Source organism: Paenibacillus cisolokensis (genome assembly GCF_050481165.1).
In the GTDB taxonomy this organism is placed as follows: domain Bacteria; phylum Bacillota; class Bacilli; order Paenibacillales; family Paenibacillaceae; genus Paenibacillus_AH; species Paenibacillus_AH cisolokensis.
Genome location: NZ_JBCNFP010000105.1, coordinates 13599 through 37573, shown reverse-complemented (window position 1 = coordinate 37573; position 23975 = coordinate 13599). Strand labels below are relative to the sequence as shown.

Below are 23975 nucleotides of genomic sequence, written 5' to 3'. Positions count from 1 at the left end.
AATCGTTGCTTTTCTCCTTTCCAGACTGTGGATACCTTTAAACAAACCTTTACCATTTTACCCCCCGGCCTGCAGGCCGTCAACAACAGTCGACACAAAATAGTCACACTTTATATCGTACCCCTTTTGCGCTTATAATGGAATTGCTTATTCCGTATAAATCGTTATAACTACTGTGCATAAGAAGGGTTGATCTCGGTGCTCGAAAATTTGCACGTATTCGCCGCTGTCGTCGAACATTCCAGCATGAACAAGGCGGCTGCCGCCCTCAATCTTTCGCAGCCGGCGCTATCGCGCAAAATCGCCAAACTGGAAGAAGAGCTCGGCGTCGAACTGTTCCGCCGGATCGGCAAACGGCTCGAATTGACGCGGGTCGGCCAGCTCACCTACGATTATACGCTGGAACTGAGGCAAGCCCACCGCCGTTACCTTCAGAAAGTCGAAGAGTTTCGAAAGGCGGGCCGCACGCCGCTGACAATCGGGGCCAGTCTGACGACGCTGCAGACGACACTTCCCGATATTATACAGGCGCTGACGGCCAGCCATCCCGAATTCGACATTAAGGCCATTACCGGCAAAACCCACGAAATCGTGACGCTTGTCCGGGAGCACAAGGCGGAAATCGGCATCGTCGCTTCTGCGATCGACGATCCTTTGCTCCGCTGCGTGCCGCTGTTCGACGATCATCTGCTGCTCGTGCTGCCGCGCAATCAGGTCGTTACCGACCGCGGCATGATGACGATCGAAGATCTCGACGGCTTTCCGATGATTCTGTTCTCGCGCGGGACATGGTACCGCATTCTGACCGACGAGTTGTTCGACAAATATCACCTTCAACCGGATGTCAAAATGGAGATCGATTCGTTCGAAGCGATTTTGCGGCTGCTTCATACTTGCCGCGCGGGCACACTGCTGCCCCGCTCGTATATGCGCCCGCAGTTGCTCGAAAACAACGAACTGACTGTCGTGACGATCCGCGAGCTGGAAGAGACGAAGCGTACGACATCGCTGATTTATTCCGAATCGTTCGATTTTGCGCCGTCGATTCGAATGTGGATTAACGAGGTTTCGGCCCGTTATACGCGCGGCATCGGCCGCTAGACGGACGGGCGTTGGATACGCTTGCTATCTATAGCTTATCCCAAATCCGCCGCTCCCAAATCGGATCGTCAGGCATTCGCGCTTATATAATTGAAATCCGCCTCGAAATCAAGGCGGAATGCATTAAGTTTTTTTCATCTTTTTTTAATAAACCGGCCGCAAGCCGCAGGAACGGTCGGATTCGTCCCTCCCTGGTAATGGGTGGGCCTGCGGATTTATGTTACGGTGGAAACAGAAGACCGATTCAAAGTCATGGGAGGTTGTGACGATGATGACGATAAACACTGTCAAAACCGGAACGATGCGGATCGCGCTGGCCGTTTGCCTGACGTTTTCGGCCGTATTGCCTGCCGGCTTGACCGCACAGGCCGAGGCCGTGCAGCCTTCGTCCGGCAAAGCCGAGGCAATCATCGCAACAGGCATGCAGCTGATCGGCACTCCTTATGTGTTCGGCGCCAAATCGGGGCAAACGGACGCCTTCGATTGCTCCTCCTTCACCCAATATGTATTCCGCCAGAACGGCATCGAGCTTCCGCGCTCGTCCAGACAGCAGGCCGAGGTCGGAACGGCCGTGGCGAAAGACGAGCTGCAGGCAGGGGACCTCGTCTTCTCCGATACGAACCGCGACGGCGTCATCAACCATGTCAGCATTTACGCCGGTGACGGCAAATTGCTGCACACTTACAGAGCCGGAATCGGCGTAACCGTGTCCGATTTTGAAGGCAGCACCTGGGACAAGACGTTCGTTACCGCACGCCGCGTGCTTCCCCAAGAGAGCGTCCAGGGCGACGCCGCAACGGATCCCGGTGTCGGCGCGCCTCTTTTCGGCGGAGCTTCTGACAGCCGCGGCCACGATCGCGATGATGACCGGCCGTCATCCGACTGACGGTCAACGGCTTACCGCCGCTTCGAAATTTTCGATCTGCTCGTTCGTGCCGATGACGACCATTATATCTTTCTCCTCCAGCACGTCGGCGGCGGTCGGCGCGATAATGATGCCGCCCCGCAGCTTGTTGATCGCGACGATGCTGCAGCCGTAGCGTGCGCGCGGATTCAGCTCCTTGAGCGTCTTGCCGCTCATCTCCTTCGGAACGGCCAGTTCCGCTATCGTATATTCCTTGGACAGCTCGATATAATCGAGCAAATTGGGGGATACGAGCTGATGGGCCACGCGCACGCCCATATCCCGCTCCGGATAGATGATCCGGTCGACGCCGATCTTCTCCAGCACCCGTCCGTGCAATTCGCCCAAAGCCTTGACGACGACCTGCTTCACGCCGAGGTCTTTAATCAGGATGGACGTCATAATATTGGCCTGGATGTCGTTCCCGATCGCGACGACCGCGCAGTCAAAGTTGCGGACGCCGAGCGAGCGGAGCACATCTTCATCCGTGGAATCGGCGACAACGGCATGGGTCAGCACGTCGCTCATCTCCTCGACCGCCTCTTCATCCTTGTCGATGCCGAGCACCTCGTATCCCAGCTCCACGAGCTCCCGCCCGAGGCTGGAGCCGAAGCGCCCCAGTCCGATAATGACGAATTGATTCATTTTCATCGTAACGTCCATTCTCCTATCCGATCGTAATTTTCCCTTCCGGATGCCGGAACGGTTCCTTGTCGGTGCGCGTTCCGAGCGCGTAAGCGAGCGTCAGCGGCCCGAGACGTCCGGCGAACATCGTAAGCGAGATGATCGCTTTCCCGATGTCGGTCAGCTCGGGCGTCAGCCCGACGGACAATCCGACCGTTCCGAACGCCGACGTCGCTTCGAATAAAATGGCGAGAAACGGCTGGTCTTCCGTTGCCGTCAAAATCATCGTGACGCCGATGACGAGCGCGAGCGACAGCATCGTAATGGCAAGCGCCTTAAAGACCCGTTCCTGGCCCAGCCGATAACGAAAGATAACGATGTCTTCGCGTCCGCGAATCATGGCGATAACGGCATACACCAGCGTCGCGAACGTCGTCGTCTTGATGCCGCCCCCGGTCGATCCGGGCGATGCGCCGATAAACATCAGAATAATGATAAAAAATAGCGTCGCCTGTCTCAGTTCTCCGATCGGCAGCGTGTTGGCTCCGGCCGTCCGGGGGGTGACCGACTGGAAGAACGAAGCCAGCGCTTTGCCGCCCCAGCCAAGCTGCCCGAGCGTATTCGGATTCGTAAACTCGAACAGGAAAATGACCGCGGCGCCGACCGCGATAAGCAATCCCGTCGTCGTCAGCACAACTTTGGAATGCAGCGACAACCGCTTGCTCCGGCGGTATTCCATCACATCCGCCAGAACGGCAAAGCCCGCCCCGCCAAGGATAATGAGCAGCATCGAAACGATATTGACCGCCGGGTCCGCCGCGTAGGACGTCAGGCTGTTGAATCCGCCCATCAGGTCGAAGCCGGCATTGTTGAACAGCGACACAGCGTGGAAAACGCCGTAATATGCGGCTTGGCCGGGCGGCATCTCGAACAGAAAACGGATCGTGAACAAGACCGCCCCCGCCAGTTCGATCGTAACCGTATAAAGCACGACTTTCCGGATAAGCCGCACGATGCCTTCCGTCGTCGCCTGGTTCATCGCTTCCTGCAAGATGAGCCGTTCGCGGAACGATATCCGCTTGCGCAGAATGAGCGCGAAAAGCGTTGCCATCGTCATGAAACCGAGTCCGCCGATTTGAATCAAACCCAATATGACGATCTGCCCGAATGGCGTAAAGAACGTGCCGGTATCGACGACGACGAGCCCGGTTACGCATGTTGCGGAAGTGGCCGTAAAAAACGCGTCGATCAGACGCAGCCGCTGCTCCCCCTCGACAGCGATCGGCAGCGACAGCAGAACGGTCCCGAGCAGAATGATCAGCGCAAAGCCGCATACGAGGACGCGGGGAGGCGACCCGTTCCACAAGCTCATTCGTTGTTTGCCCATATAAACGCTCCTTTCCACCGCTGCAGCCCGTTCCGGCTTTTTTGTGCAACAAAAAAAGCACTGGAAACCCAATGCTGTCAGCGATGAGTCCTAGTCCGTCAGCCTGCGAGGTTAGCTGTCGGGTTCGGGCCGGACAGGCGGCCCTATTCGAATGACGGCAAACGTCTCGAAATTCACCCCAAGTTGCGGCTGAGCCGGCGCCCGGATACGAGCGGCGCGTCAGCGGCAACAATACGTATGGTTCCCCCGTTTTCACTTGGAAATTCGGCTGTTCTATTCGGTTTATCGCTCCGCGGCAGGAGCTCGAATCCGATTATAATCGCTTTCCCGTTACCGTTACAAATCGCTCCATTCCGAAATTGCAGCCGTTTTTGATACAAAAACCGAAATGGCGCCGGCATAATGGGCTGTTTCGGCATAGATTTGAAACAAAAGCTCGTCAACGCGGCGACTGTCTGCGGATTGCGTTGGTACAATTAGGGAAGCTTATGATAAAGTACTTGTATGCGGTTTATTTCGGAAAAAACGCGACAGGAGGCGGACATATGAACGAAATTCGGCATCAGGCGGAATGGAGGCGCTGGGCCTGGCTGGGGGCGGCGGGCGCGCTGCTGTTTGTCCTGTTTCAGGTGCTGCCCGCCACATCGGATTCCTCCTTCCGCGATCAGACGGAACCGGTCATCGCGAAGCGCGAGGCCGAACGGCAAGCCTCCGATTTTGCTTCCCGGCATTTCGGCACAGCTCCCCTTTCGGCCCACGCCGTGCACCAGTCCGACCGGCTCATGTACGGATACTTGATGAAAGAAAAGCTGTACGAACCTTTCAGGCACGATTACGAAGCCCGTTTTCCGACCGACACTTATCAGGCGACGCTGCGCCTGCCGGACAAGAAAACGCTGTTCGTCCACGTACATATGACATCCGGCGAAATCGTCGGCTGGCGGCTGTTCAACGATTCGCTGGCAGAGGAAACGGCAGCACTCGAGGAATCGAAGACATTGGACATGGCGAGAGCTTTCGCCGAAACGCGGGGCTTCCGGGCCGAAGAACTGCGGGAGGGGTACGTCAACCGGGCGGGAGAAGCGGTATTGGAGCCCCAAGGCTACCGGATCGGCGAGGCGCGGCTGCGTCTTGTGATCGGAATCGGAACGTCGGACGAAGGCCAGCCGGTCGTCACGAAATATAAAGCGGTGTTCGAGGTTCCCGAACGTTACCAGGCGTACGTCGCCGGGCAGGATCGGCTGGCCTCCCGGTTGACGCTGTTCGGCAACCTGCTAATCAGCGGGGTCATGGCGATTGTGGCTGCCGTCATCGCCGTCCTGTACCGGAAGCGCATCTCGTTTGGAAGGGGTGTCGTGCTGACACTGCTGTTTCTGGCATGTTATCTTGTCAACCAGTTCAATATGGCGGACGGCATGCGCGCCAGCTTCGGCGAGGACCCGCGGGCAGAGCTTCTCTATACGGGGGGGATGGCGCTGACCGTCGTGCTGACTGTGCTGCTCGGCTTCGCCGTCTACTTCTCGCTCGTTGCCGGCGACGGCTTGTGGCGGGCGCAAGGCTGCGGCCTGTGGCCGAAATTCGGCGAAGCCGGCTTCGGCGCCCATGTGTGGCAGAGCATGAAGATGTCCTATCTGTTCGCCCTGATCCTGCTCGGCGCGCAGACGGTCATTCTGTTCGCGCTGGAACGTTCGACCGGCGCATGGTCGACGAGCGACCCTGCGCAATCGCCCTATAACCTCCGCATCGTATGGCTGTATCCGCTGCTCGCCTGGGCGGCGGCGATATCCGAAGAAGCGGTGTACCGGCTGTTCGGCATCGGACTGCTGCGCAAATGGTTGCGCAGCACCTTCGCCGCGGCGCTCGTGCCGACCGTCATCTGGGCGCTCGGACATGTCGCGTATCCGATCTATCCGGCGACGACGCGCCTGATCGAGCTGACCGTCATCGGGCTCGCCATGAGCTGGCTGTTCCTTCGCTACGGCTTTATTGCCGCCGTATTTACGCATGCGATTATGAACAGCATTCTGATGGCGGTGTCGCTTGTCTTCCTCGGTTCGGCCGCCAATCTGGCGACGGCGGCCGTTTATTTGGCGCTGCCGGTCGCAGTGGCCTGGGTCCTCAAGCGGCTTCACGACAAAAAAAGCGGGAGGCATCCGCAATTTACGGTTCCTCCCGAAGCGCCTCGATAATTTGCTTCGCCAGCTTGTCGCCGATGGACAGAGGCCGGAAATCTTCCACGCTGGCCTCTTTTATTTTTTTGATCGAGCCGAAATGCTTCAGCAGCAGCTTGCGCCGCTTCTCGCCGATGCCGGGTATCGCGTCCAGCCGGGAGGCGATCATCGACTTGCCCCGCTGCTCCCGGTGGAACGTGACCGCGAAGCGGTGCACCTCGTCCTGAATGCGCTGCAGCAGGTAAAACTCCTGGCTGTCGCGCGGCAGCGGCACCACTTCCGCCGATTCGCCGACGATCAGCTGGGACGTCCGGTGCTTCGCGTCCTTCGCCAGACCGCAGACCGGAATCGACAGCCCGAGCTCGTTCTCCAGCACGTCGATCGCCGCCGCGATCTGACCTTTGCCGCCGTCGACGACGATCAGCTCCGGCAGCGGCAATCCTTCCTTCAGCACGCGCTCATAACGGCGCCGCACCACTTCCCGCATCGTCTCGTAATCGTCGGGCCCTTTCACGGTGCGCACCTTGTATTTCCGGTATTCCTTCCGGTCCGGCTTGCCGTCGGTAAAGACGACCATCGCCGATACCGGATTCGTCCCCTGGATATTGGAGTTGTCGAACGCCTCGATGCGCCGGATGTACGGCAGACCGAGCCATTGCGCGAGCCCCTGGACGGCTTTGACGCTCCGTTCCTCATCCCGCTCGATGAGCCGGAATTTCTCTTCCAGCGCCACTTTGGCGTTTTCTTCGGCCATCCGCACGACATCCCGCTTTTTGCCGCGCTTCGGCATGAACACCTTGACGTTCAGCCAATTTTGCAGCGCCGCGCAAACTTCTTCCGCATGGGTTCCGGCTTCGTCGTCTCCGGCCGGCAGCGGCAGAAAAATTTCCCGCGGCAGCGCCGGATTTTCGCTGTAATATTGCGAGACGAACGTCATAAAATCGTCATACGGCTCGCCGTAGAAAGGAAACGTCGTCGTATGACGCTCGATCAGCTTGCCTTGGCGCATGTACAAAATTTGCACGCACATCCAGCCTTTGTCGACGGCGAAGCCGAACACGTCCCGGTCAAGCGAGTCGGTGAGCGTAATTTTCTGCTTCTCCATCACGGCGTCGATCGCCGCGATCTGATCCCGGAACTCCTTGGCGCGCTCGAATTCGAGCGCTTCGGCCGCCGCCTCCATCTTGCGCTGCAGCTCGGCCTTCACTTCGTCATGACCGCCGGCGAGGAAGCGGGTAATTTCCTGCACCATCTTCTCGTACTTGTCCGGCTCGACCTCGAACTCGCACGGCGCGATGCATTGGCCGAGATGATAGTACAGGCATACTTTGTCCGGCAGCGTCTTGCATTTGCGCAAAGGATAAATCCGGTCGAGCAGCTTCTTCGTCTGCTGTGCGGCAAAAGCGTTCGGATACGGTCCGAAATATTTCCCCTTGTCCTTGACGACGCGGCGCGTCACCTCCAGACGGGGATGCCGCTCGTTCGTAATTTTGATATACGGGAACGACTTGTCGTCCTTGAGCAGCACGTTATAGCGAGGGTGATGTTTCTTGATCAGATTGCACTCGAGGATGAGCGCCTCCATGTTGTTCGCGGTAACGATATATTCAAAATCGCGGATTTCCGAGACGAGCCGCTGCGTCTTCCCGTCATGACTGCCGTTGAAATAGGAGCGGACGCGATTTTTCAGCACTTTCGCCTTGCCGACGTAAATAATTTTGCCTTCGGCGTTTTTCATCAGATAACATCCCGGCTGATCCGGGAGCAGCGCCAGCTTGTGCCGGATATGTTCGGCCGACTGCTTGCGCGCTTCTTCCGATTGCGGCGCTTCTTCATGAACCGGCCGTTCTTCCATTTGACTTCCGTTCCTTTCCGTAGAGAATCTGTAACCTATTGTACCACAGCCGCCCGGAATCGGTCGAAATCTCTGTGCCCGAAATCCGTTTATCTTTACAATAATCCGTTCGTTTGGGTATACTAAGGGAAGCGATTGACTGAAGGAGGAGCTGTCATCCATGCAGAACGCCAACGTATCCGATCCTCGGCAGCATGTGAATGAGGAACCGCGCAACGACTTCCTCGACCTCGTCGTCGGCTTCGGCGGCATGGCCACGTTTATGGTCGTCGTGTTCACTGTCGCTGTCATCGTGAAATTTATTATTTCCTGAACGGCAGCGCACAGGCAAGAAGCTCCGCAACCGTCCTTTCCGGACCGGTGCGGAGCTTCTTGTTGTATCCGGCTGTTCAGCCTTTGATGCCGGACAGCGTCACGCCTTCGATAATATAACGCTGGCCGATAATATATACGATCAGGACGGGAATGAGCGCGATCGACGCGCCGGCCATCATAAGCGTCCAGTCCGTGGCGTACATGCCCCGGTACAGGTTCAGCATCATCGGCACGGTGAACTTGTCCGGACTGTTCAGAAAAATGAGCGGATAAAAGAAGCTGTTCCACATGCCGAGGAAGGTGAAGATGCCGAGCGCCGACAAGGCCGGCTTGATCAGCGGCAGCATGATGCGCCAGTAGATCGTCCAGCGATGCGCGCCGTCCACGATCGCCGCCTCCTCCATTTCCTTCGGAATCCCTTTGAAAAACTGCCGCAGCAAGAACACCCCGAACGCATTCAGCATCGAAGCCGGCACGATGATCGACAAATGCGAATCGAGCCAGCCGAATTCCTTCAGCATCAGGTAAAGCGGAATGATCGTCACTTGCCCCGGCACCATCATCGTCGCCAGAAACAGGATGAACAGCGGCTCGCGCAGCGGAAACCGGATTTTCGCGAAAGCGTAGGCCGCCATCGAGCAGGTGAGCAGTTGCATGACGACGACGATGACGTTGATATAGAAGCTGTTGAAGTAAGCGCGGCCGAACGGCAGCGCCGTCAATGACGTTTTGAAGTTGGTCCAGATGAACGGATCGGGAATCCACTTCGGCGGTACGATAAACACTTGCGACAAATCTTTGAGCGCGCTGAGCACCATCCATACGAACGGCAGCGCCATCAGGCAGGCTCCCAATATCAGCACAAGATGAAGCGCGATCGCCGACAGGCGTATACCTCTGGTCTGCATGGCAACCTCCTAGTCTTCGTAATGAACCCAACGCCGCGACATGCGCATCTGAAACAGCGTCAGCGACAAAATGATAATGAACAGGGTAACGGCCGCCGCCGTGCTTTTGCCGAATGTAAAGTCGACGAATGCCGTTTCGTATATATGAAACACCATCGTATAGCTCGCTTTGGCCGGTCCGCCGGACGTCATGACGAACGACTGGTCGAACACCTGGAACGAGCCGATAATGGTCATAATGGTCACGAAGAAGGTTGTAGGCGACAGCAGCGGCACGGTGATATGTCTCAGCTGCTGCCATTTGCTGGCGCCGTCGATCTGCGCCGCTTCGTAATAGGAGGCCGAAATGCCCTGCAGACCGGCAAGAAACAGCACCATGTTGCCGCCGATCCCCATCCAGATGCTCAGGATCGCGATGGACGGCATGACGAACCGGGTATCGGTCAGCCAGCGCGGCCCTTCGATGCCGAACCATTCCTTCAAATACAGATTGATCAGGCCGAAATCGGCGTTGAACAGCCACATGAAGACGACGGCGACGGCGACGGACATCGTAATGTTAGGCATGAAATAGATGAGCCGGTACAAAATTTTTCCCCGCACCCGGTTCAGCCCGATCGCGACGAGCATCGCGAGCAGAATGCCGGTCGGCACCGTCAGCACCGTATAATAGAGCGTATTGACAAGCGCGATGCGAAACTCCTCGTCCTTGAACTGCATCATGAAATTTTCGAAGCCGATAAATTTCCGTTCCCCGAAGCCGTCCCATGTCATCAAGCTGAGCACAAAGGACGATACCAGCGGGATGAGCGAAAACAGCAGCAAGCCGATCAATTGGGGGGTGATGAACAGGAAGCCCCACAGGCTGTCCGCCGTCTTCGCCTTGATCGCCGGCCTTCCGGCGTCCGGCGTTAAGGAGGGCGGGGCTCCGGTCCCCGCCGCCGTTCTTTCGTTCATATCGCTTCCCCTTTCCGTTTGCCCGAAGCGCTACTTGCCGCTGTTGTATTCCTCGATCATCCGGTTGGCCATATCCTGAATTTCCTTCAACGCCGCATCGAGCTCCCCGCCCTTGAGCCAGAGCGCCTCGAACTTCGACGTAATTTCCGAGCTGAGCCCCGGAATGCCCGCTTCGAACGGCGTCAGCGCATAGCCGATTTCACGCGCGTCCAGGAAGAACTGCGCATGCTCCGGCAAGTTGCCTTCCAAGACGACCTCATCCGCGCCCTTTATCGACGGTACGGCGTTGCCGCCGCCCTGGAGGCGGAAAATTTGCCCTTCGCGGCTGACGAATTCGGACAGGAAGGTGTACGCCGCTTCCTTATGCTTCGTCGCCTTGTTCATGACCATATAGGCGGTCGCGATGCCGGCCGGCTCAATGCGGTTGCCGGTATTGGTCGGCCAGGTGACGATGTCGTATTCCAGACCGGTGTTCTGCTTGAACAGCGGCAAGTACCACCGTCCTGCGGCGACGAAGCCGACCTGGTTGGACATGAACATCGCATCCCCGCCCTGCCCTTTCGGCAGCGTGCCGGAGAACGTAATGTTTTTCGACTGGACGTTGTCGTACAGAAATTTGAAAGCCTCCATCGCCTTCGGATCGTCGTAGGCGACGAATTTGCCTTCGTCGTTGTAAACTTTACCGCCGTTGGACGTTACCCAGCTGTGATAGCTGCCCCAGCCGTTATCCAGCACGTAGCCGTATTTCCCGGCCTCGCGGATTTTGTCGGTCATCGCCTTGAAGGCGTCCCACGTCCATTCGCCTCTCTCCTGCAAATCGGCCGGCATTTCGGTAACGCCCGCTTCCTTCAGCACCTTCTTGTTGTACCAGAGAATGAGCGGGTTGTTGTCGACCGCCACGCCGTAAATTTTGCCGTCCCGTTTGGCCGCTCCCCACAGCCCTTCGAAGAAGTCGTCCTCCTTGATAATGCTGCTCTCCGCTTGCATGAGCGGCGTCAATTCCTCGATGCTTTTGTTTTCGATCAGCTTCACGATCGTGCCGTCGCCCGCGTAGAACACGTCAGGCGCCGTGCCGCCGCTTAACTGCGTCAATATTTTTTGTTCGTATTCGCCGGGGATCGGAATCAGTTCCGCTTCAATGTCCGGATGCTTCTTGTTGAATTCTTTGGTGAAATCCTGGAATCTTGTCAATTCGCCGGGATTGCCCCAGGTTGCCCATTTGATCTTCACTTTCTCCTGCTTGCCGCCTTCCCCGCCTTCCGCGGCGCCGCCGCTTCCTCCCGATGCGCATGCCTGCAGCAGAACGGCCAACACAAGCGCCAGCGCAGCCAACGTACCTTTAACCTTCTTCATCTCCTATTCCCCCGTTTCGAATTCGTAATGGTTTCGGCCATATGCGCATTACTGTTGTAAACGCTTTAATTATAAAAAAACGTTCTCTCCTCCGTTAACTTCTTATGTTCCGAAATCGTGTCTTGTTTTCCGACTGTCCGTATTTCTTCCTTTACCGGAGAGCCCCTGATATTCCGCAGGCGTCATGCCGACCGTTTTTTTGAACTGCTTGCTGAAATATTTGACATCGTTGAATCCGGACTGCTCCGCCACCTCGTACACGCGCAGCGACGAGTTGCGCAGCAGCTCCTTCGCCCGCTTCAGCCGCAAAGCGATCAAGTAGTCGATAAAGTTTTGCCCCGTTACCCGCTTGAACATTTCGCTGAAATAATTGCGGCTGACGCATACCCAGTCGGCCACCTGCTGCAGGGAGATCGACTCGGTGTAATGCTCATCGATGTACTGCAGCGCCTGCATGACGATCCGCTCGTGCAGCGACCGGTTCGGCCGCGCGTTGTCGTCGAAGCTCCACAGCTCGCGGAAGCAGTTCCGGATATGGCGTTCGATATCCGCCTTGTAGCGCAGACGGCTCAGCTCGCAAATATGGCGGACCGCCTCCGCCCCGGCGCCCTTGCAGAGCGCGAACAGGCCCAGCAGTTCCTCCGCTTCCCGCATGACGCCCGTACGCGTGCGTTCTCCGGGCGTCCATCTGGCGATCATCGCGTCCAGCTCCCGCTCCGCTTTCGAGCGGAACCCGGCGGTCAGCGCTTCCTTCAGCGCGTTCATCGCCGACATGCCGCTTCCGTCGTCAGAACCGCCCTTGTCGCGGCAGCCGGCGGCGCCATGGAAGCCGTCCTTATCCCGTTGTGCGGCCAGATGAAGCCGGCCCGGACCGGTGAAGAAGGCGAGGGCCAGCGCTTTCTTGGCTTCCGTATAGGCCTGGCGCAGCTTCTCGACCTCGCTGTGCGGGCGGCTTGCGGCAAGCGAATACGGATAAGCGGCGGCTCCTTCCTGCCGCTCCAGGAACGTCTCCGCTTGCTCGCGAAAGCGCTGGCCGCTCTCCTGCGCCGCGGGCACGAGCGCAAGCAGCGTATCCGGCCGCAGCTGGACGGTCAGCGCCCCGGGGAACAGCTGTCCGAACCGCCGGCGGAGCGACTCTCCCTGTTCGGAGAGCGCATCCTCGTCCTCCGGCGCGGACGCTTCCGCCGCGTCGATGCCGCAAACGAGCATCCGGTACGGCCGGTCCGCCAAATACGCCTTCATTCGCGCCATCGCCTCCGTATGGCCGCAAAGCGCCTTGCACAGGCTTTTTTCCAGCTCCTTCAGCTCCTCGCTCTCCTTCTGATCCTTGAAGCGTTCGATAATCCGCCGCTCCTCGCGCTCTTCCTCCTGCTTCGCCCGCATCCGGTCAAGCGCCGTCTTCAACGCTTCCGCGGTAAGCGTCGGCTTCAGAATATAGTCGGAGGCGCCGAGCCGAATCCCTTCGCGCACATATTCGAAATCGCTGTGGCAGCTGAGCAGCAGCACCTTGATCCACGGACACCGCGCCTTCGCGATGCGCGTCAGCTCCAGTCCGTCCATGACCGGCATGGCGATATCGGTAATGAGAATGTCGGCCTCCCCGTTTTCAATCCATTTCAACGCTTTCTGGCCGTTGGACGCTTCCCCTACCAGCTCGTAGCCCCCGTTCTCCCAATCGAACACCGACCGTATGCCGATTCTCGCCATTTTCTCATCGTCAACCAGCAGCACTCTGCACATGATGATCCCCCTTCAATTTCGTTAACGTGATCGTCACCTGCGTTCCCCGGCCTTGCTCGCTTGCGACGCTGATGCCGCACTGCTCGCCGTAGTAAAGTTGAACCGTCTGGTGCACATGGCGCAAGCCGATATTCGTCATGCCGCGGCTGCCGCGTTCCCCGTCCGTCGACAGCAGCTGATCCATTCTGCCGGGGGCGATGCCGACGCCGTCGTCCCGAATGGCGATGCGGATCTGCTCGCGTTCGGTCTCTTCGACGCGGATATCGATGACGCCGTCCTCGTCCTTCGGCGCAATGCCGTGAAAGATGGCGTTCTCGACAATCGGCTGCAGCAGCATGCGCGGAATCGGCACGTTCAGCAGATGATCCGGGCAGTCGATCCGCAGCTCGATGCGATTGTCGTAGCGAAACTCCTGAATGATCATATATTTTTGCAGCAAATCCAGCTCTTCTCCCAGCCGGACGAATACGCCGTTTCGTTCGAGGCTGCCCTCCAGCAGCTGGACGAGCGAAGTTACCGCATTGTCGACATCGTTCGTCCGGCCCAGCTTCGCCAGCCAGCGGATCGAATTGAGCGTGTTGTAAAGAAAATGCGGATTAATCTGGTAGCGCAGCGCCCGGATTTCCGCCTTCTTCTTCTCCGATTCCTCCTCCGCGATGCGGGCGATGAGCAACCCGATCTGATTGATCATTTTGTTGAAGCTCCGCCCGAGCTGTCCGATCTCGCCCCGTCCGACGTTCGGGCTACGGACGGTCAGGTCGCCGGCTTCTCCCCGGCGCATGAGCCGGCTGAGGTCGACGAGCGGCTTGCCGATTTTGTGCGTTACAAAGTAGCCCATGGCGATCGCCAGCAAAATCGAACCGAGCGTAATCCAAACCGTAATGTTGCGGATCGTCAACGAATCGGCGTTCAGTTCCTCCAGCGGCACGACGCCGACGACATGCCACCCGTTGTCCAGCATTTCAGGGATGAGCAGCATCCGATTTTTCCCGAACATATGCTCGATCGCCCGGTCCGGCAGCGCGATGTCCGACGTTTCGCCGTACAACGCCGGATCGGGATGATAGAAATACCGGTTTTCGTCGTTTACGACATACGTATAGCCGGTATCGCCGAATTGAACGCGGTCCAGCTCGTCGATAAGCACATCGCCCATCACTTCGGCGAACAATACCCCGATAATGTCGCCGGTCTCCCAGCTTTTGATCGCCCGGCCCATCCCGAACACCGGAAACCCGGTATTCGTTCCCTTGATATAGGAGGTGCGGGAAAGACCGAACCAGACCGTCCTCCCTTCGGCTTCCACAATCGCCTTGTACCAGCCGGAGTCCCACTGGTCGGGAGTCGACATGAGCGTATCGGAGCTGAGCACGGCGTTTTGCCTTTTCACGTCAAAAATGTTGATGTCGAGAATTTCCGGGGAATTGATCATGATGGAAGTGAGCAGCTCTTTGGCATCTTTGAGCAGCTGCTCCCTTTCGTACAGCGTCATCTCCTTTTTGGCTTCGAGAAAGCCGTGAATGTCTTTGCTGCTGAGCACCATCATCGAAGTATCGTCGAGCTTCTTGAAGAAAAGATTCAGCTTGTCGTTGACCTGGGTGATTGTCAGGGCCGCCACTTTCCCGACTTGCTCCTGCACGACGGAAGACGAAACGGAGTAGGATAACAGACCGCCGATCAGCACCGGCAGCGTCATTCCCGCGAAGAAAAAAAGGAACAGTTGCACGACAATGGAATGAAGCTGAAAACGGTAGCGCATCATATTCGTCCCTCCTGCCACTGGCGATGATGTAAGCTCGTGCTCTTATTTTAATCATAGCTGATAGCGCTTTCAAAATACTATGGGAAATTCCGGATCAGAAAGCGGCAGATCGGAAAAAAATGCACCATCGCATCGCAGAGCGGGGTAAGGGACCAATCGCGGAAAACAAGACCGCAATCGGAAAGAAACTCTATTATTTGGAGGGGATATAGAATAGCGGTATCTTAACTTTCAGAAGGAGAATAAAAATGAGAAAACTGATTGTTCAAGAGTTGGTCTCGCTGGACGGCTACTTCGCAGGACCAAACGGGGAGATCGATTGGCATGGCGTAGATGACGAGTATGGCGAATACGCGAACGGGCAAAGGCGCTTCGTTCCGGGAGCGTTCAACTGTTTTGCCGGCCGCTCGAACGAACATCGGGATCAACATAGCGACACAAAACGATCCGGACGCAAAGGAAACGTTCTTGGCGAACGTTTCCCCGCTCCGGATCGTTCTTGTTTCAATCGGCGGTTCGCTCCTTCCGCCAGCGCTTGTTCTCGCCGTTCACGGTGACCGGCTCGACGAACGGGCGGATGCGGTCCATCAGCCGCTGTCCCTTGTGCAGCTCGTCGCCGTCGCGATTGGTAAAGCTGAAATGGCGCTCGAGCGCGTCGAGATCATAATTGGACGTATAAAACGTCGGTTTCCGTTCCATCCGGTAGTTCAGAATCGGCCCGAGAACGTGGTCGCGCACCCACGGATTCAGATTCTCCGCGCCGATATCGTCGAAGACGAGCAGATCGGTCTGCTTCATCAGCTCGACCGTCTCCCGCAGACGACCGGGCTCGTTCAGCATCGACTTCAAATCTTCGACGAATTCGGGCATGTAGACGATAATGCCGGAATAGCCCGCTTTGGCCAGCTCGTGCAGCATATAACACATCAGAAACGTCTTCCCGGTGCCGAAGTGGCCGGCGAGGTACAGCCCTTCCTGCTGCAGCCCTTCCGCTTTCGTCTTGTCGATATAGCGCAAAATGCGCCCGACCGCTTCGCTCCGCTTCAGGTCCGCCGTCAATATTTCGTCCGCCGAGTAGCCCTGCCGCAGCGCCCGGTCGTCCATGTAGAAGCTGCGTATCCGGCTGCGGATGCGTTCCTCGTTCCGGCGGGCCAGCAGCTTTTTGCACGCGACTTTGCGGTCGACGAGCTGCGCCGGACCGCCCGCGCCCCCTTCAAAGGAAAGCAGCGTATAGTGGCCCTCCAGATCGTTGGGACAGCGATCGAGCCCCGGACAGGCGGAGCATTGCCGGTATTCTTTCACATATTGATAAACCCGGTTCAGGTTCAGGCGAATGGCATGCTCGTCGAGCTCCGGATGTTTCATGCGCAGCTTCGCGACGAGCGGGTCGGCCATCAGCTCCGCCACCTTCTTCTCCGTACGCTCGGAGATGGCGCCTCCGCCCCGCCATTGCTTCAACAAATCGCTCAGCGATTCCATTCGCTGTCACCTCCTCAGGATTGTCCGTCCAGCTTGCGGGCCAGCTTGCGCAGCTCTTCCAGCCGCTCCGGCGAAATCGAAGCCGTATCGCCGGTATCCTGAACGATCGGGATCGCCGGCTTGCGCGTCCCCGTTCCCCCGTTTCGGCCGGACCTGCTTGCGCGGCTTCTTCCGGCGGCGCCGGTCTTCGCCGCGGTTTGCTGCCGCTCCTTCTCCGCTTCCAGCCCGATCTGCTCGCGCACGTAGCCGACCGCCTTCTCGAACGTGTCGATCCGCTTGACCAGCATGTTCGCCGCCACCGCGTCGATAAACGCCCGGGTAACCCGCTGCGCGTCGTTCATGCCGATGACGTAATGGATGAGCACATTGATGACCGGCGCGGGAAGCCGATAATTCAGGTCGATGCGCTCGAACACGCGGTCAAGCCATTCCGGCACGGCGCCGGGGAAAAAACGCTGGATAAACCGGGTATGCGGCTCATTGCGCATCAACATGTTGTATTGATGAATATCGCAACGCCCGGCGAGCTGCGCCGGCACGGGCAAATAATGCTCCGCCATGACCGGGAACTCCTCCGGCGCCTGATCGGACGAACCCGCCTCCGCCTCGCCCCTGCCCTGCGTGCGCGCCAGATAGCGCTCGCGTTCCTCTTCGCGCTTCCGGTCCTGCCGGTACAGCTGATTCGCCTTCATCTGCAGCTCGTCGACGAGCAGAGCGCCGTTTGCATCGAACATGCCGTCTTCGTCCAGCAGCCGGCACAGATCCGCCGCATCGAGCGAATACTTGTAGGCGACGTAATTCACTTGCGCGAGCATGTCCGCATCGGTCCGCATCCGTTCCACATACCGGCGGTTGGCCGAATTGCGCGGGAACCGCATAATGATGTCCCCGTATGCGATGCCCGCCGTCGCAAGCGGCGGAGGCGCGGCGCCCTGGCGATCGGGCGCCACCTCCGCGAGCGCCTGTTCGAGCTCGGAGTCGTACGCATGCGCGTTAAGCCGGAACAGCTCATAGAACGGGACGGATATGTTCTCCCGCTCCAGCTTCACTTGCGCCAGCTCGTCCGGCTCCTTCGCCGCGAACGACTCCCGCAGCGCGATGACGGCATATTTGCCGACCTTGTCCGTCAGCAGAAGCGCCAGATGCTGGTTGCGGAAAAATTCGTCCGGCGAAAGCGGTGCGATCAGCTCGTATTCGTAGACGAAATCGTCGTTGTCCGGCACGAACAGCCGGGACGTCTGCAAGAGGCCGACCGCCTCCAAACGGGAGGCGTCCGCGATCAGCCGCTTGCGGCCGCGTTCGTTCATGTCGAGTCCGAGCCCGAGCAGCAACTTGCGCTGCTGCTCCAGCGACGAATAGCCTGTGCGGCCTTCCGCCACATGATGGTACAGAAGACGGTACAGCGAAATCGCGGATGCTCCGATCATCGGCTGATAAACGTGGGACAGCATATGTTCGTCGAGGGGACTGAGCGAAAATCCCCGAAATATGTAGTAACGGTGATGCTCGGTGAAATGATGCAAATTCGCGATGCGCATGGCATCTTCTCCACTTCTCCATGAGACTTTCTATTATTCTATCATAAACGGGCGGCCGGAGCGATGCGCTGGAAAGGTTTTATAACCGCGCCGGCGCTGGCCGGCTTCGCGCGTTTCGACGAATTTCTCCTTTGCGCGGCCTGTTCTCGCCCAAAACCGCGCACAACAAAAAAGCGCACGCCAACCGCCTGCGGCATCCCGCTGAAAAGTTGGCGTACGCCTTTGCTTCGAACGAACATGTTCATTGTCAAAACATTTTGTACCCGCCGCGGCGCAGCGCACGGATCGTCCAGCCGCTGAAGTAGGCGCCGACCAGCGCGGCAATAGCCGGCAGCATATCGACAAACGTAAAGGCCGTAAAGTTTTCGACAAAAGACGCGTCCTCGTTCCAGGTCGCCCATATGCCGAGCGGCAGCAGTACGATAACAAACAAATAAATCGGAAACCATGTCGTTTTCAAAAGCATATTCAATATGAATCCGATGCCGAACATCATGACAAAAAACAGCAGCATCGCCACAATGATTTGCAGCATGTCGTCTTCCCCTTTCGCTTCTCAGTACAGTTTAAAGAATGTCTTGGCCGAAGTCAATTTGCGATATCCTTTTGTCACAAGACCGTCATTTGCTCCCGCCGGCCGCATTACGTTACAATAACAGCAACGCAACCATCCGGTACAAACGACCCGGTATCGATAAGGAGTGAACGAACATGAGTGAAGCGGCACAAACGCTGGAAGGCTGGTATGCGCTGCACGATTTTCGCACCATCGACTGGACGGCCTGGACTTCCGCATCCGAAAGCGAGCGGCAGCAAGCGGCGGAGGAGCTGGAGAGCTTAAGACGGGAGTGGGCCGGCACGGAAGAAGCAAAGCAAGGCAGCACCGCTTTCTACGCCATCGTCGGACAAAAGGCGGACTTCATGCTCATGCATCTGCGCGAAACGCTGGAGGAGCTGAACGAGCTGGAAACCGCGTTCAACAAAACGTCATTCGCCGCCTTTACGCGGCCGGCGTATTCCTATGTAAGCGTTGTGGAGCTGAGCAACTACATGGGACAACCCGGCGTCAACCCGCTGGAAATTCCCGAAGTGGCCGCCCGCCTGAAGCCGATTTTGCCCAAGACGAAGCATGTCTGCTTCTACCCGATGAACAAGCGCAGAAGCGGCGCGGACAACTGGTATATGCTGAGCATGGATGAACGCCGCGCCATGATGCGCAGCCACGGCATGATCGGCCGCCAATACGCCGGCAAGGTCAAGCAAATCATTACCGGCTCCGTCGGTTTCGACAATTGGGAGTGGGGCGTCACGCTGTTCGCGGACGATGCGCTGCAATTCAAGAAGCTCGTCTATGAAATGCGCTTTGACGAGGTCAGCGCCCGCTTCGGCGATTTCGGCGATTTCTACGTCGGCAACCTGCTGACGGATGAAGGACTGCGCCGGATGTTGAGCGTTCGGCGGTAATCCCGTCTGCGGGACAACAAAGGCTTTGTACGGCAGCCGCCTTTTGCGCGGTGGCCGTACAAAGCCTTTTCGTTTCGAGTCAGTAAGTCTTCGCGTCGAATCAGTCTTCGCGCTCTTCCGCGCTTTCCGTCTCCAGCCTTTTGGCCTCCAAATATTCCCGGGTCGCGCGGTCGCGGGCGCGTCCCTTCTCCTTGAGCCGTTCGATAGCCGGCTGAATGAGCAGGTCGATCTCATGCTGCACCGTATAAGCCAGATCGTAACGGTTCGCCGATTCCAGGAACGCTCCGACTTCCATGAGCGCGTTGTACCGGTCAAGCTCGTCTCTCGTCAGCAATCCCCTGACTTGTACGCTGCAGTGGCGCATCAGAAAAACTTGCCTTTCCGCAGCACGAGCGGGATGCCGCCGATAATGAACAGATAGCGAAGATCGATCAGCTTCTTCAGCCACGCGGCGACGCGGCCTTTGTATTTCTTCCCGAACGCGATGCCGATCGCTTCTCCCTTGCCGAGCGAAGCGACAGTTCCTTTATTGTGGAACTCGAATTTTTTGAGCGGCTGATTGCGAATCGAAGCGACGAGATTATGCGCGCAGGTCACGCCTTGCTGCATGGCGATTTGCGCGGTCGGCGGATACGGGCGCCCTTCCGGATTGAAGATGATCGAATTGTCGCCGACGATATAGATGTTCTCGTGGCCGGGGGCGCGCAGAAACTCGTCGACCTTGACGCGGCCGCGCATCGTCTCGAATCCGGCTTCTTCGATCAGCCGGTTGCCCCGGATGCCGCCGGTCCAGATCACCGTCTGCGCACGGATCTCTTCACCCTCGCCGACGACAACGCCGTCGGGGGTGCATTCTTTAATGGCCGTCCCGATCCGGAACGTCACGCCTTTTTTCCTCAGCACTTCCATCGCATACTCCACAAGCTCCGGATCGAATCCCGGAAGCGCGGTCGGCGCAGCTTCCACGTTGTAAATTTTGACGAGCGAAGGATCGACGTCAAATTGCTTGCACAGCACCGGAATGCGGTCGGCCAGCTCGCCGACGAATTCGATGCCCGTAAAGCCGGCGCCGCCGACGACGAACGTCAAATAATCGGTACGGTGCGGCTCGCGCTTGTAGCGGGCAAAGCAATATTCGATATGTTCGCGGATAAGCCGAACCGAGTTGATGCTGCGAATGTTCATCGCATGTTCGGCCAGTCCCGGAATGCCGAACGTCTCCGGTTCGCCGCCAAGACCGATCACCAGGTAATCATAAGACAATGTGCCGTCTTCGAGAATCACCTTTTTGTCCTGGAGACGGATTTGTACGACCGTCGACTTGACAAAATCGATTTTGAACTCGTCGATCAGCTTGGAAATGCTAACGCGCGCATTCTCCGGATTGTCAGTCCCGGCAGCCGGCATATGCAGATGTGTCGTAATATAATGGTAGTCATGCTTGTTGACCAGCGTGACGTCGGCCTCGTTATAGTTCAGTTCCTTCTGCAGACGAAGCGCGGTCAGCACGCCGCCGTAGCCGGCGCCCAGAATGACAATCTTCGGTATATTGCTCATGCAGTATCCCTTCCATTCCCAATTGATCTTTGTTATGTTTCTTCATTAAATCATCTGTGAAAAAACATCACTTTGTGAAAAATTACACAATCTCGGTTGAAATTATTTTATGTTAGCTTATGCAAATGAATGGCCCGCTATCAGGGCATATGACGTTGCCAAAAATGCCGTAAAGCGGTACTTCTGCCGTTTGCTTTTGACATCATACAAAGTTTTGGATAAAAGATCAAGGGCAAAATATACGAAAATGTTTAGAATAACATACAAAACTCTTATTTCCTTCGGCTGCCGCATAACGTTATAATGAAAAATAATGAAAATTCAAAAGAGAAAGAAGTGGAGGTGCCACCTGTGTCGAATGCGCAACCCGATTCAATTGTCGATTTTATTATTATCGGCGGAGGACCGGCTGGCATGTTCGCCGCTTTCTACGGCGGCATGCGCCAGGCGTCCGTCAAGCTGATCGAAAGCATGCCTCAGCTCGGCGGCCAACTCGCCGCGCTGTATCCGGAAAAATATATTTACGATGTGGCCGGATTTCCGAAGGTTACCGCTCAGGAACTGGTTAACCGGCTGCAGAAGCAAATGGAGCTTTTCGATGCGGAGATTTGCCTGGAAGAGCAAGTCGTGCAAGTTATCAAACACGACGAGCGGCTGTTCGAGGTCGTGACGGACAAAGGACGCCATTACGCCAAAGCCGTCATCATAACGGCAGGCGTCGGCGCTTTCCAGCCGCGCAGGCTGGAGCTGCCGGAAGCGGCCGCTTTCGAAAAGAAAAATCTGCATTATTTCGTAGGCGACCTGCAGCAGTTCAAAGGCCAGAAGGTGCTGATTTGCGGCGGCGGCGATTCGGCGGTCGACTGGGCGTTAATGTTGGAGCCGATCGCGGAAAGCGTGACGCTCATTCACCGGCGTGACCGGTTCAGGGCGCATGAACACAGCGTCGAGAACTTGATGAAATCGCGCGTCAACGTGCTGACGCCGAAGGAGATTACCGCGCTGCACGGCACCGACCGGATCGAACAGGTCACGATCGGCGATATCAAGACGAAAGAGACGCAGACGATCGATGTCGACGCCGTTATCGTCAATTTCGGTTTCGTCTCGTCGCTCGGCCCGATTGCCGAATGGGGACTGAATATCGAAGGCGGCTCCATCGTCGTCGACTCCCGAATGCAAACGAATATCCCCGGCATCTTCGCGGCGGGGGATATTACGACTTATCCCGGCAAGCTCAAGCTGATCGCCGTTGGCTTCGGCGAAGCGCCTACCGCGATCAACAACGCCAAAGTGTATATCGATCCCGATGCGAGGCTGTCGCCCGGACATAGCAGCAATATGAAGCTGTAACATCCGCCTGAATCCGAATAACGCATGATGGGGTATCCTAACCTTGCCGCACTATTTCCTAAACGTTTTGCCATGTGAAGCGCAGCTAGGAGGATACCCCTTATGTTATGTCCGATCTGCAATGGATTTCAGCAACTGAATGTGAGGTGTGCATCCTGCGGGAAAATGGCGGATGATTGCGGTCGCCCGTCGGATTGGACAGGGCCGTATGCGCCTTACGAGCCGATTGCCGAGTACGATCCCGTTTCCGCGTCTGCGGACGGTATATGCCGGCATATCGCCTATTGTTCACACTGCCGCGATTGGTTTGAGGTATCGGTTGCAAGTTCGCAAATGTGATTGATGTAGCGAGCGGTTGTCAGGGCGTTTGTCAGGCGCCGATTTCATAAGCTTCCGGATTAATTTTTCTCCGCTTCAATTCGATTGCCAGAAGACGAATAAATTCGGGATCCAGCTTGTATTGAATCGCGGCGAAATACGTATCGACCAGAAGCTCGTCAGAAAGCAGCTCCATTTCCTCCACCCCTTCCCGGAAAACAATTCCTGAACTTTTTCCATCCTCATCTTAGCATGTCTCGAAACGACGGAACAAGCGTTCTGATTATCCACAATATGATGTGGACAGCTTGTGCACAAGATGTGGGTATTCGTCGAAAAATAAGGAATCACAATGGGGACAATGTGGATAGTGTTATTCACAATCGGGTTTGCAGACCATTTTCATAAAAAACTTCAATACTATCAAACAATGCTATCAATCTTTTTAATCGTCTATGCTGTTATTGAGGTCTCGTATTCACTTCAAATATCCAGATCTTTCCATTTTTATCGATTCCATAATCGAATCCGAACTGGCTGAGTCCGGGAAACCGGCTCGTCAGCACATGGGTCGACAGCTCTGTCAACTTGCGCATTTCCCTTTTCTTACTCTTGACCATCGACTTCGAAAACGAGCGGGAAATGCCTTGCGCCGCCGTCAGCATCGTTCCGCCCTGGCACAGGTTGGTGACGAACAAGCCGGGACGCGCTACCCTGCCCACCATCGAACGGTACTTCCACCTGCCGCCCTCTTTGACATATTTGACGCGGTAATCAATCGGACGGCCGCCGACCGTCGCCAGCCAGATGCCTTTCTGGATCAAATATTTGCGGCCATTCCGTTTCGAATCGAGCGCTCTGCCCAGCGCGGCGAAGCTGGAGAAGCGGTGCGTTTTCATATGCTGCGTATACGAATAGCCGCCGCCTTCCGCTGACACTTTGATGACACCATGGCCCCCGCCACCCCGGACCGGCTTGATGACGACCATCCCATGCGTCTTCAGCATGCTCTTTAAATTTTCCGCATTATACATTCTCGTCGGCGGAATATGCGGCGCAATCCGGGGATGCGACAGCAGCGCCTTCGTTTTGGCCCATTTGCTCGCAAGCTGGCGACCCTGCACCTTAACCGGCGCCGCATGCGCCGCTACGTTCGGTTCCTCCGCGGGCAGTATCGTTTCTCCACCGGTAT

22 protein-coding genes and 1 riboswitch are annotated in these 23975 nt (G+C 57.0%); of the genes, 6 read left to right on the top strand and 16 right to left on the bottom strand.

Annotated elements, in window-relative coordinates:
• The first annotated feature begins 198 nt into the window (after positions 1–198).
• Positions 199–1101: a LysR family transcriptional regulator gene (locus tag ABEV74_RS17580; RefSeq protein ID WP_062491568.1), complete on the top strand. Its 903-nt coding sequence runs from the start codon at positions 199–201 to the stop codon at positions 1099–1101.
• A 268-nt stretch (positions 1102–1369) separates the two neighbouring features.
• Positions 1370–1987 carry a C40 family peptidase gene (locus ABEV74_RS17575; RefSeq protein ID WP_430147984.1) on the top strand — a complete coding sequence of 206 codons (618 nt, stop codon included), beginning with the start codon at positions 1370–1372 and terminating at the stop codon, positions 1985–1987.
• Between the two features lie 3 nt (positions 1988–1990).
• On the opposite strand, the gene ABEV74_RS17570 is transcribed toward ABEV74_RS17575, so the two are convergent.
• Both ABEV74_RS17570 and ABEV74_RS17565 read right to left on the bottom strand, forming a co-directional pair.
• Positions 1991–2656, bottom strand: a complete 666-nt coding sequence (locus ABEV74_RS17570) for a potassium channel family protein (RefSeq protein WP_062496604.1) — start codon at positions 2654–2656, stop codon at positions 1991–1993.
• Positions 2657–2672: 16 nt separating this feature from the next.
• Positions 2673–4016, bottom strand: coding sequence for a TrkH family potassium uptake protein (locus tag ABEV74_RS17565; RefSeq protein ID WP_062491566.1), 1344 nt, complete (start codon positions 4014–4016; stop codon positions 2673–2675).
• Positions 4017–4101: 85 nt separating this feature from the next.
• Positions 4102–4296, bottom strand: a riboswitch (cyclic di-AMP (ydaO/yuaA leader).
• 265 nt (positions 4297–4561) lie between these two features.
• Between ABEV74_RS17565 and ABEV74_RS17560 the strand changes: the two genes are divergently transcribed.
• A complete protein-coding gene (locus ABEV74_RS17560; protein WP_430147980.1) occupies positions 4562–6205 on the top strand; it encodes a CPBP family intramembrane glutamic endopeptidase in 1644 nt (547 codons plus the stop codon).
• Here ABEV74_RS17560 and uvrC read toward each other — a convergent pair.
• Entirely contained in the window at positions 6177–8042 is a 1866-nt protein-coding gene (gene uvrC / locus ABEV74_RS17555) for an excinuclease ABC subunit UvrC (RefSeq protein ID WP_082655115.1), read from the bottom strand. The genes ABEV74_RS17560 and uvrC overlap by 29 nt on opposite strands.
• Before the next feature lie 160 nt (positions 8043–8202).
• Here uvrC and ABEV74_RS17550 point away from each other — a divergent pair, with 160 nt between their 5' ends.
• On the top strand, positions 8203–8355 hold the full coding sequence (locus tag ABEV74_RS17550) for a YqzM family protein (protein WP_145977158.1): 153 nt from the start codon (positions 8203–8205) through the stop codon (positions 8353–8355).
• A 76-nt stretch (positions 8356–8431) separates the two neighbouring features.
• Here ABEV74_RS17550 and ABEV74_RS17545 read toward each other — a convergent pair whose 3' ends face one another.
• From ABEV74_RS17545 to ABEV74_RS17505, 9 genes are all read right to left on the bottom strand, one after another.
• Positions 8432–9265, bottom strand: a complete 834-nt coding sequence (locus ABEV74_RS17545) for a carbohydrate ABC transporter permease (protein WP_430147975.1) — start codon at positions 9263–9265, stop codon at positions 8432–8434.
• A gap of 9 nt (positions 9266–9274) precedes the next feature.
• The gene (locus ABEV74_RS17540; protein ID WP_430147972.1) at positions 9275–10222 is read right to left on the bottom strand and encodes a carbohydrate ABC transporter permease; all 948 of its coding nucleotides are present in this window, start codon (positions 10220–10222) and stop codon (positions 9275–9277) included.
• A 30-nt stretch (positions 10223–10252) separates the two neighbouring features.
• Positions 10253–11575: an ABC transporter substrate-binding protein gene (locus ABEV74_RS17535; RefSeq protein ID WP_430147969.1), complete on the bottom strand. Its 1323-nt coding sequence runs from the start codon at positions 11573–11575 to the stop codon at positions 10253–10255.
• Between the two features lie 102 nt (positions 11576–11677).
• Complete coding sequence (locus ABEV74_RS17530) at positions 11678–13315, bottom strand: response regulator (protein WP_430147966.1); 1638 nt, start codon at positions 13313–13315, stop codon at positions 11678–11680.
• Positions 13293–15077 carry a cache domain-containing sensor histidine kinase gene (locus ABEV74_RS17525; RefSeq protein WP_430147963.1) on the bottom strand — a complete coding sequence of 595 codons (1785 nt, stop codon included), beginning with the start codon at positions 15075–15077 and terminating at the stop codon, positions 13293–13295. Before ABEV74_RS17525 ends, ABEV74_RS17530 begins: the two co-directional genes overlap by 23 nt.
• A gap of 504 nt (positions 15078–15581) precedes the next feature.
• The gene (gene dnaI / locus ABEV74_RS17520; RefSeq protein ID WP_062491554.1) at positions 15582–16556 is read right to left on the bottom strand and encodes a primosomal protein DnaI; all 975 of its coding nucleotides are present in this window, start codon (positions 16554–16556) and stop codon (positions 15582–15584) included.
• Between the two features lie 14 nt (positions 16557–16570).
• Entirely contained in the window at positions 16571–18094 is a 1524-nt protein-coding gene (locus ABEV74_RS17515; RefSeq protein WP_430147960.1) for a replication initiation and membrane attachment family protein, read from the bottom strand.
• 41 nt (positions 18095–18135) lie between these two features.
• Positions 18136–18339 carry a hypothetical protein gene (locus ABEV74_RS17510; protein ID WP_430147957.1) on the bottom strand — a complete coding sequence of 68 codons (204 nt, stop codon included), beginning with the start codon at positions 18337–18339 and terminating at the stop codon, positions 18136–18138.
• Positions 18340–18341: 2 nt separating this feature from the next.
• Positions 18342–18629 (bottom strand): YuiB family protein, encoded by a 288-nt coding sequence (locus ABEV74_RS17505; protein ID WP_430147954.1) that lies wholly within the window; start codon positions 18627–18629, stop codon positions 18342–18344.
• 176 nt (positions 18630–18805) lie between these two features.
• Between ABEV74_RS17505 and hemQ the strand changes: the two genes are divergently transcribed.
• The gene (hemQ, locus tag ABEV74_RS17500; protein ID WP_430147952.1) at positions 18806–19558 is read left to right on the top strand and encodes a hydrogen peroxide-dependent heme synthase; all 753 of its coding nucleotides are present in this window, start codon (positions 18806–18808) and stop codon (positions 19556–19558) included.
• 100 nt (positions 19559–19658) lie between these two features.
• On the opposite strand, the gene ABEV74_RS17495 is transcribed toward hemQ, so the two are convergent.
• Together ABEV74_RS17495 and ABEV74_RS17490 are read right to left on the bottom strand one after the other, a co-directional pair.
• Positions 19659–19922 (bottom strand): hypothetical protein, encoded by a 264-nt coding sequence (locus ABEV74_RS17495; protein WP_062491542.1) that lies wholly within the window; start codon positions 19920–19922, stop codon positions 19659–19661.
• A complete protein-coding gene (locus tag ABEV74_RS17490; protein ID WP_062491540.1) occupies positions 19922–21115 on the bottom strand; it encodes an NAD(P)/FAD-dependent oxidoreductase in 1194 nt (397 codons plus the stop codon). Before ABEV74_RS17490 ends, ABEV74_RS17495 begins: the two co-directional genes overlap by 1 nt.
• Positions 21116–21466: 351 nt before the next feature.
• On the opposite strand from ABEV74_RS17490, the gene ABEV74_RS17485 reads away from it, so the two are divergent.
• Positions 21467–22465: an NAD(P)/FAD-dependent oxidoreductase gene (locus tag ABEV74_RS17485; protein WP_256364511.1), complete on the top strand. Its 999-nt coding sequence runs from the start codon at positions 21467–21469 to the stop codon at positions 22463–22465.
• A 370-nt stretch (positions 22466–22835) separates the two neighbouring features.
• Here the strand turns inward: ABEV74_RS17485 and sda are convergent, their stop codons facing one another.
• Both sda and ABEV74_RS17475 read right to left on the bottom strand, forming a co-directional pair.
• On the bottom strand, positions 22836–22979 hold the full coding sequence (gene sda, locus ABEV74_RS17480; protein WP_062491536.1) for a sporulation histidine kinase inhibitor Sda: 144 nt from the start codon (positions 22977–22979) through the stop codon (positions 22836–22838).
• A 265-nt stretch (positions 22980–23244) separates the two neighbouring features.
• Positions 23245–23907, bottom strand: a complete 663-nt coding sequence (locus tag ABEV74_RS17475; RefSeq protein WP_430147990.1) for a YheC/YheD family protein — start codon at positions 23905–23907, stop codon at positions 23245–23247.
• Positions 23908–23975 lie beyond the last annotated feature (68 nt).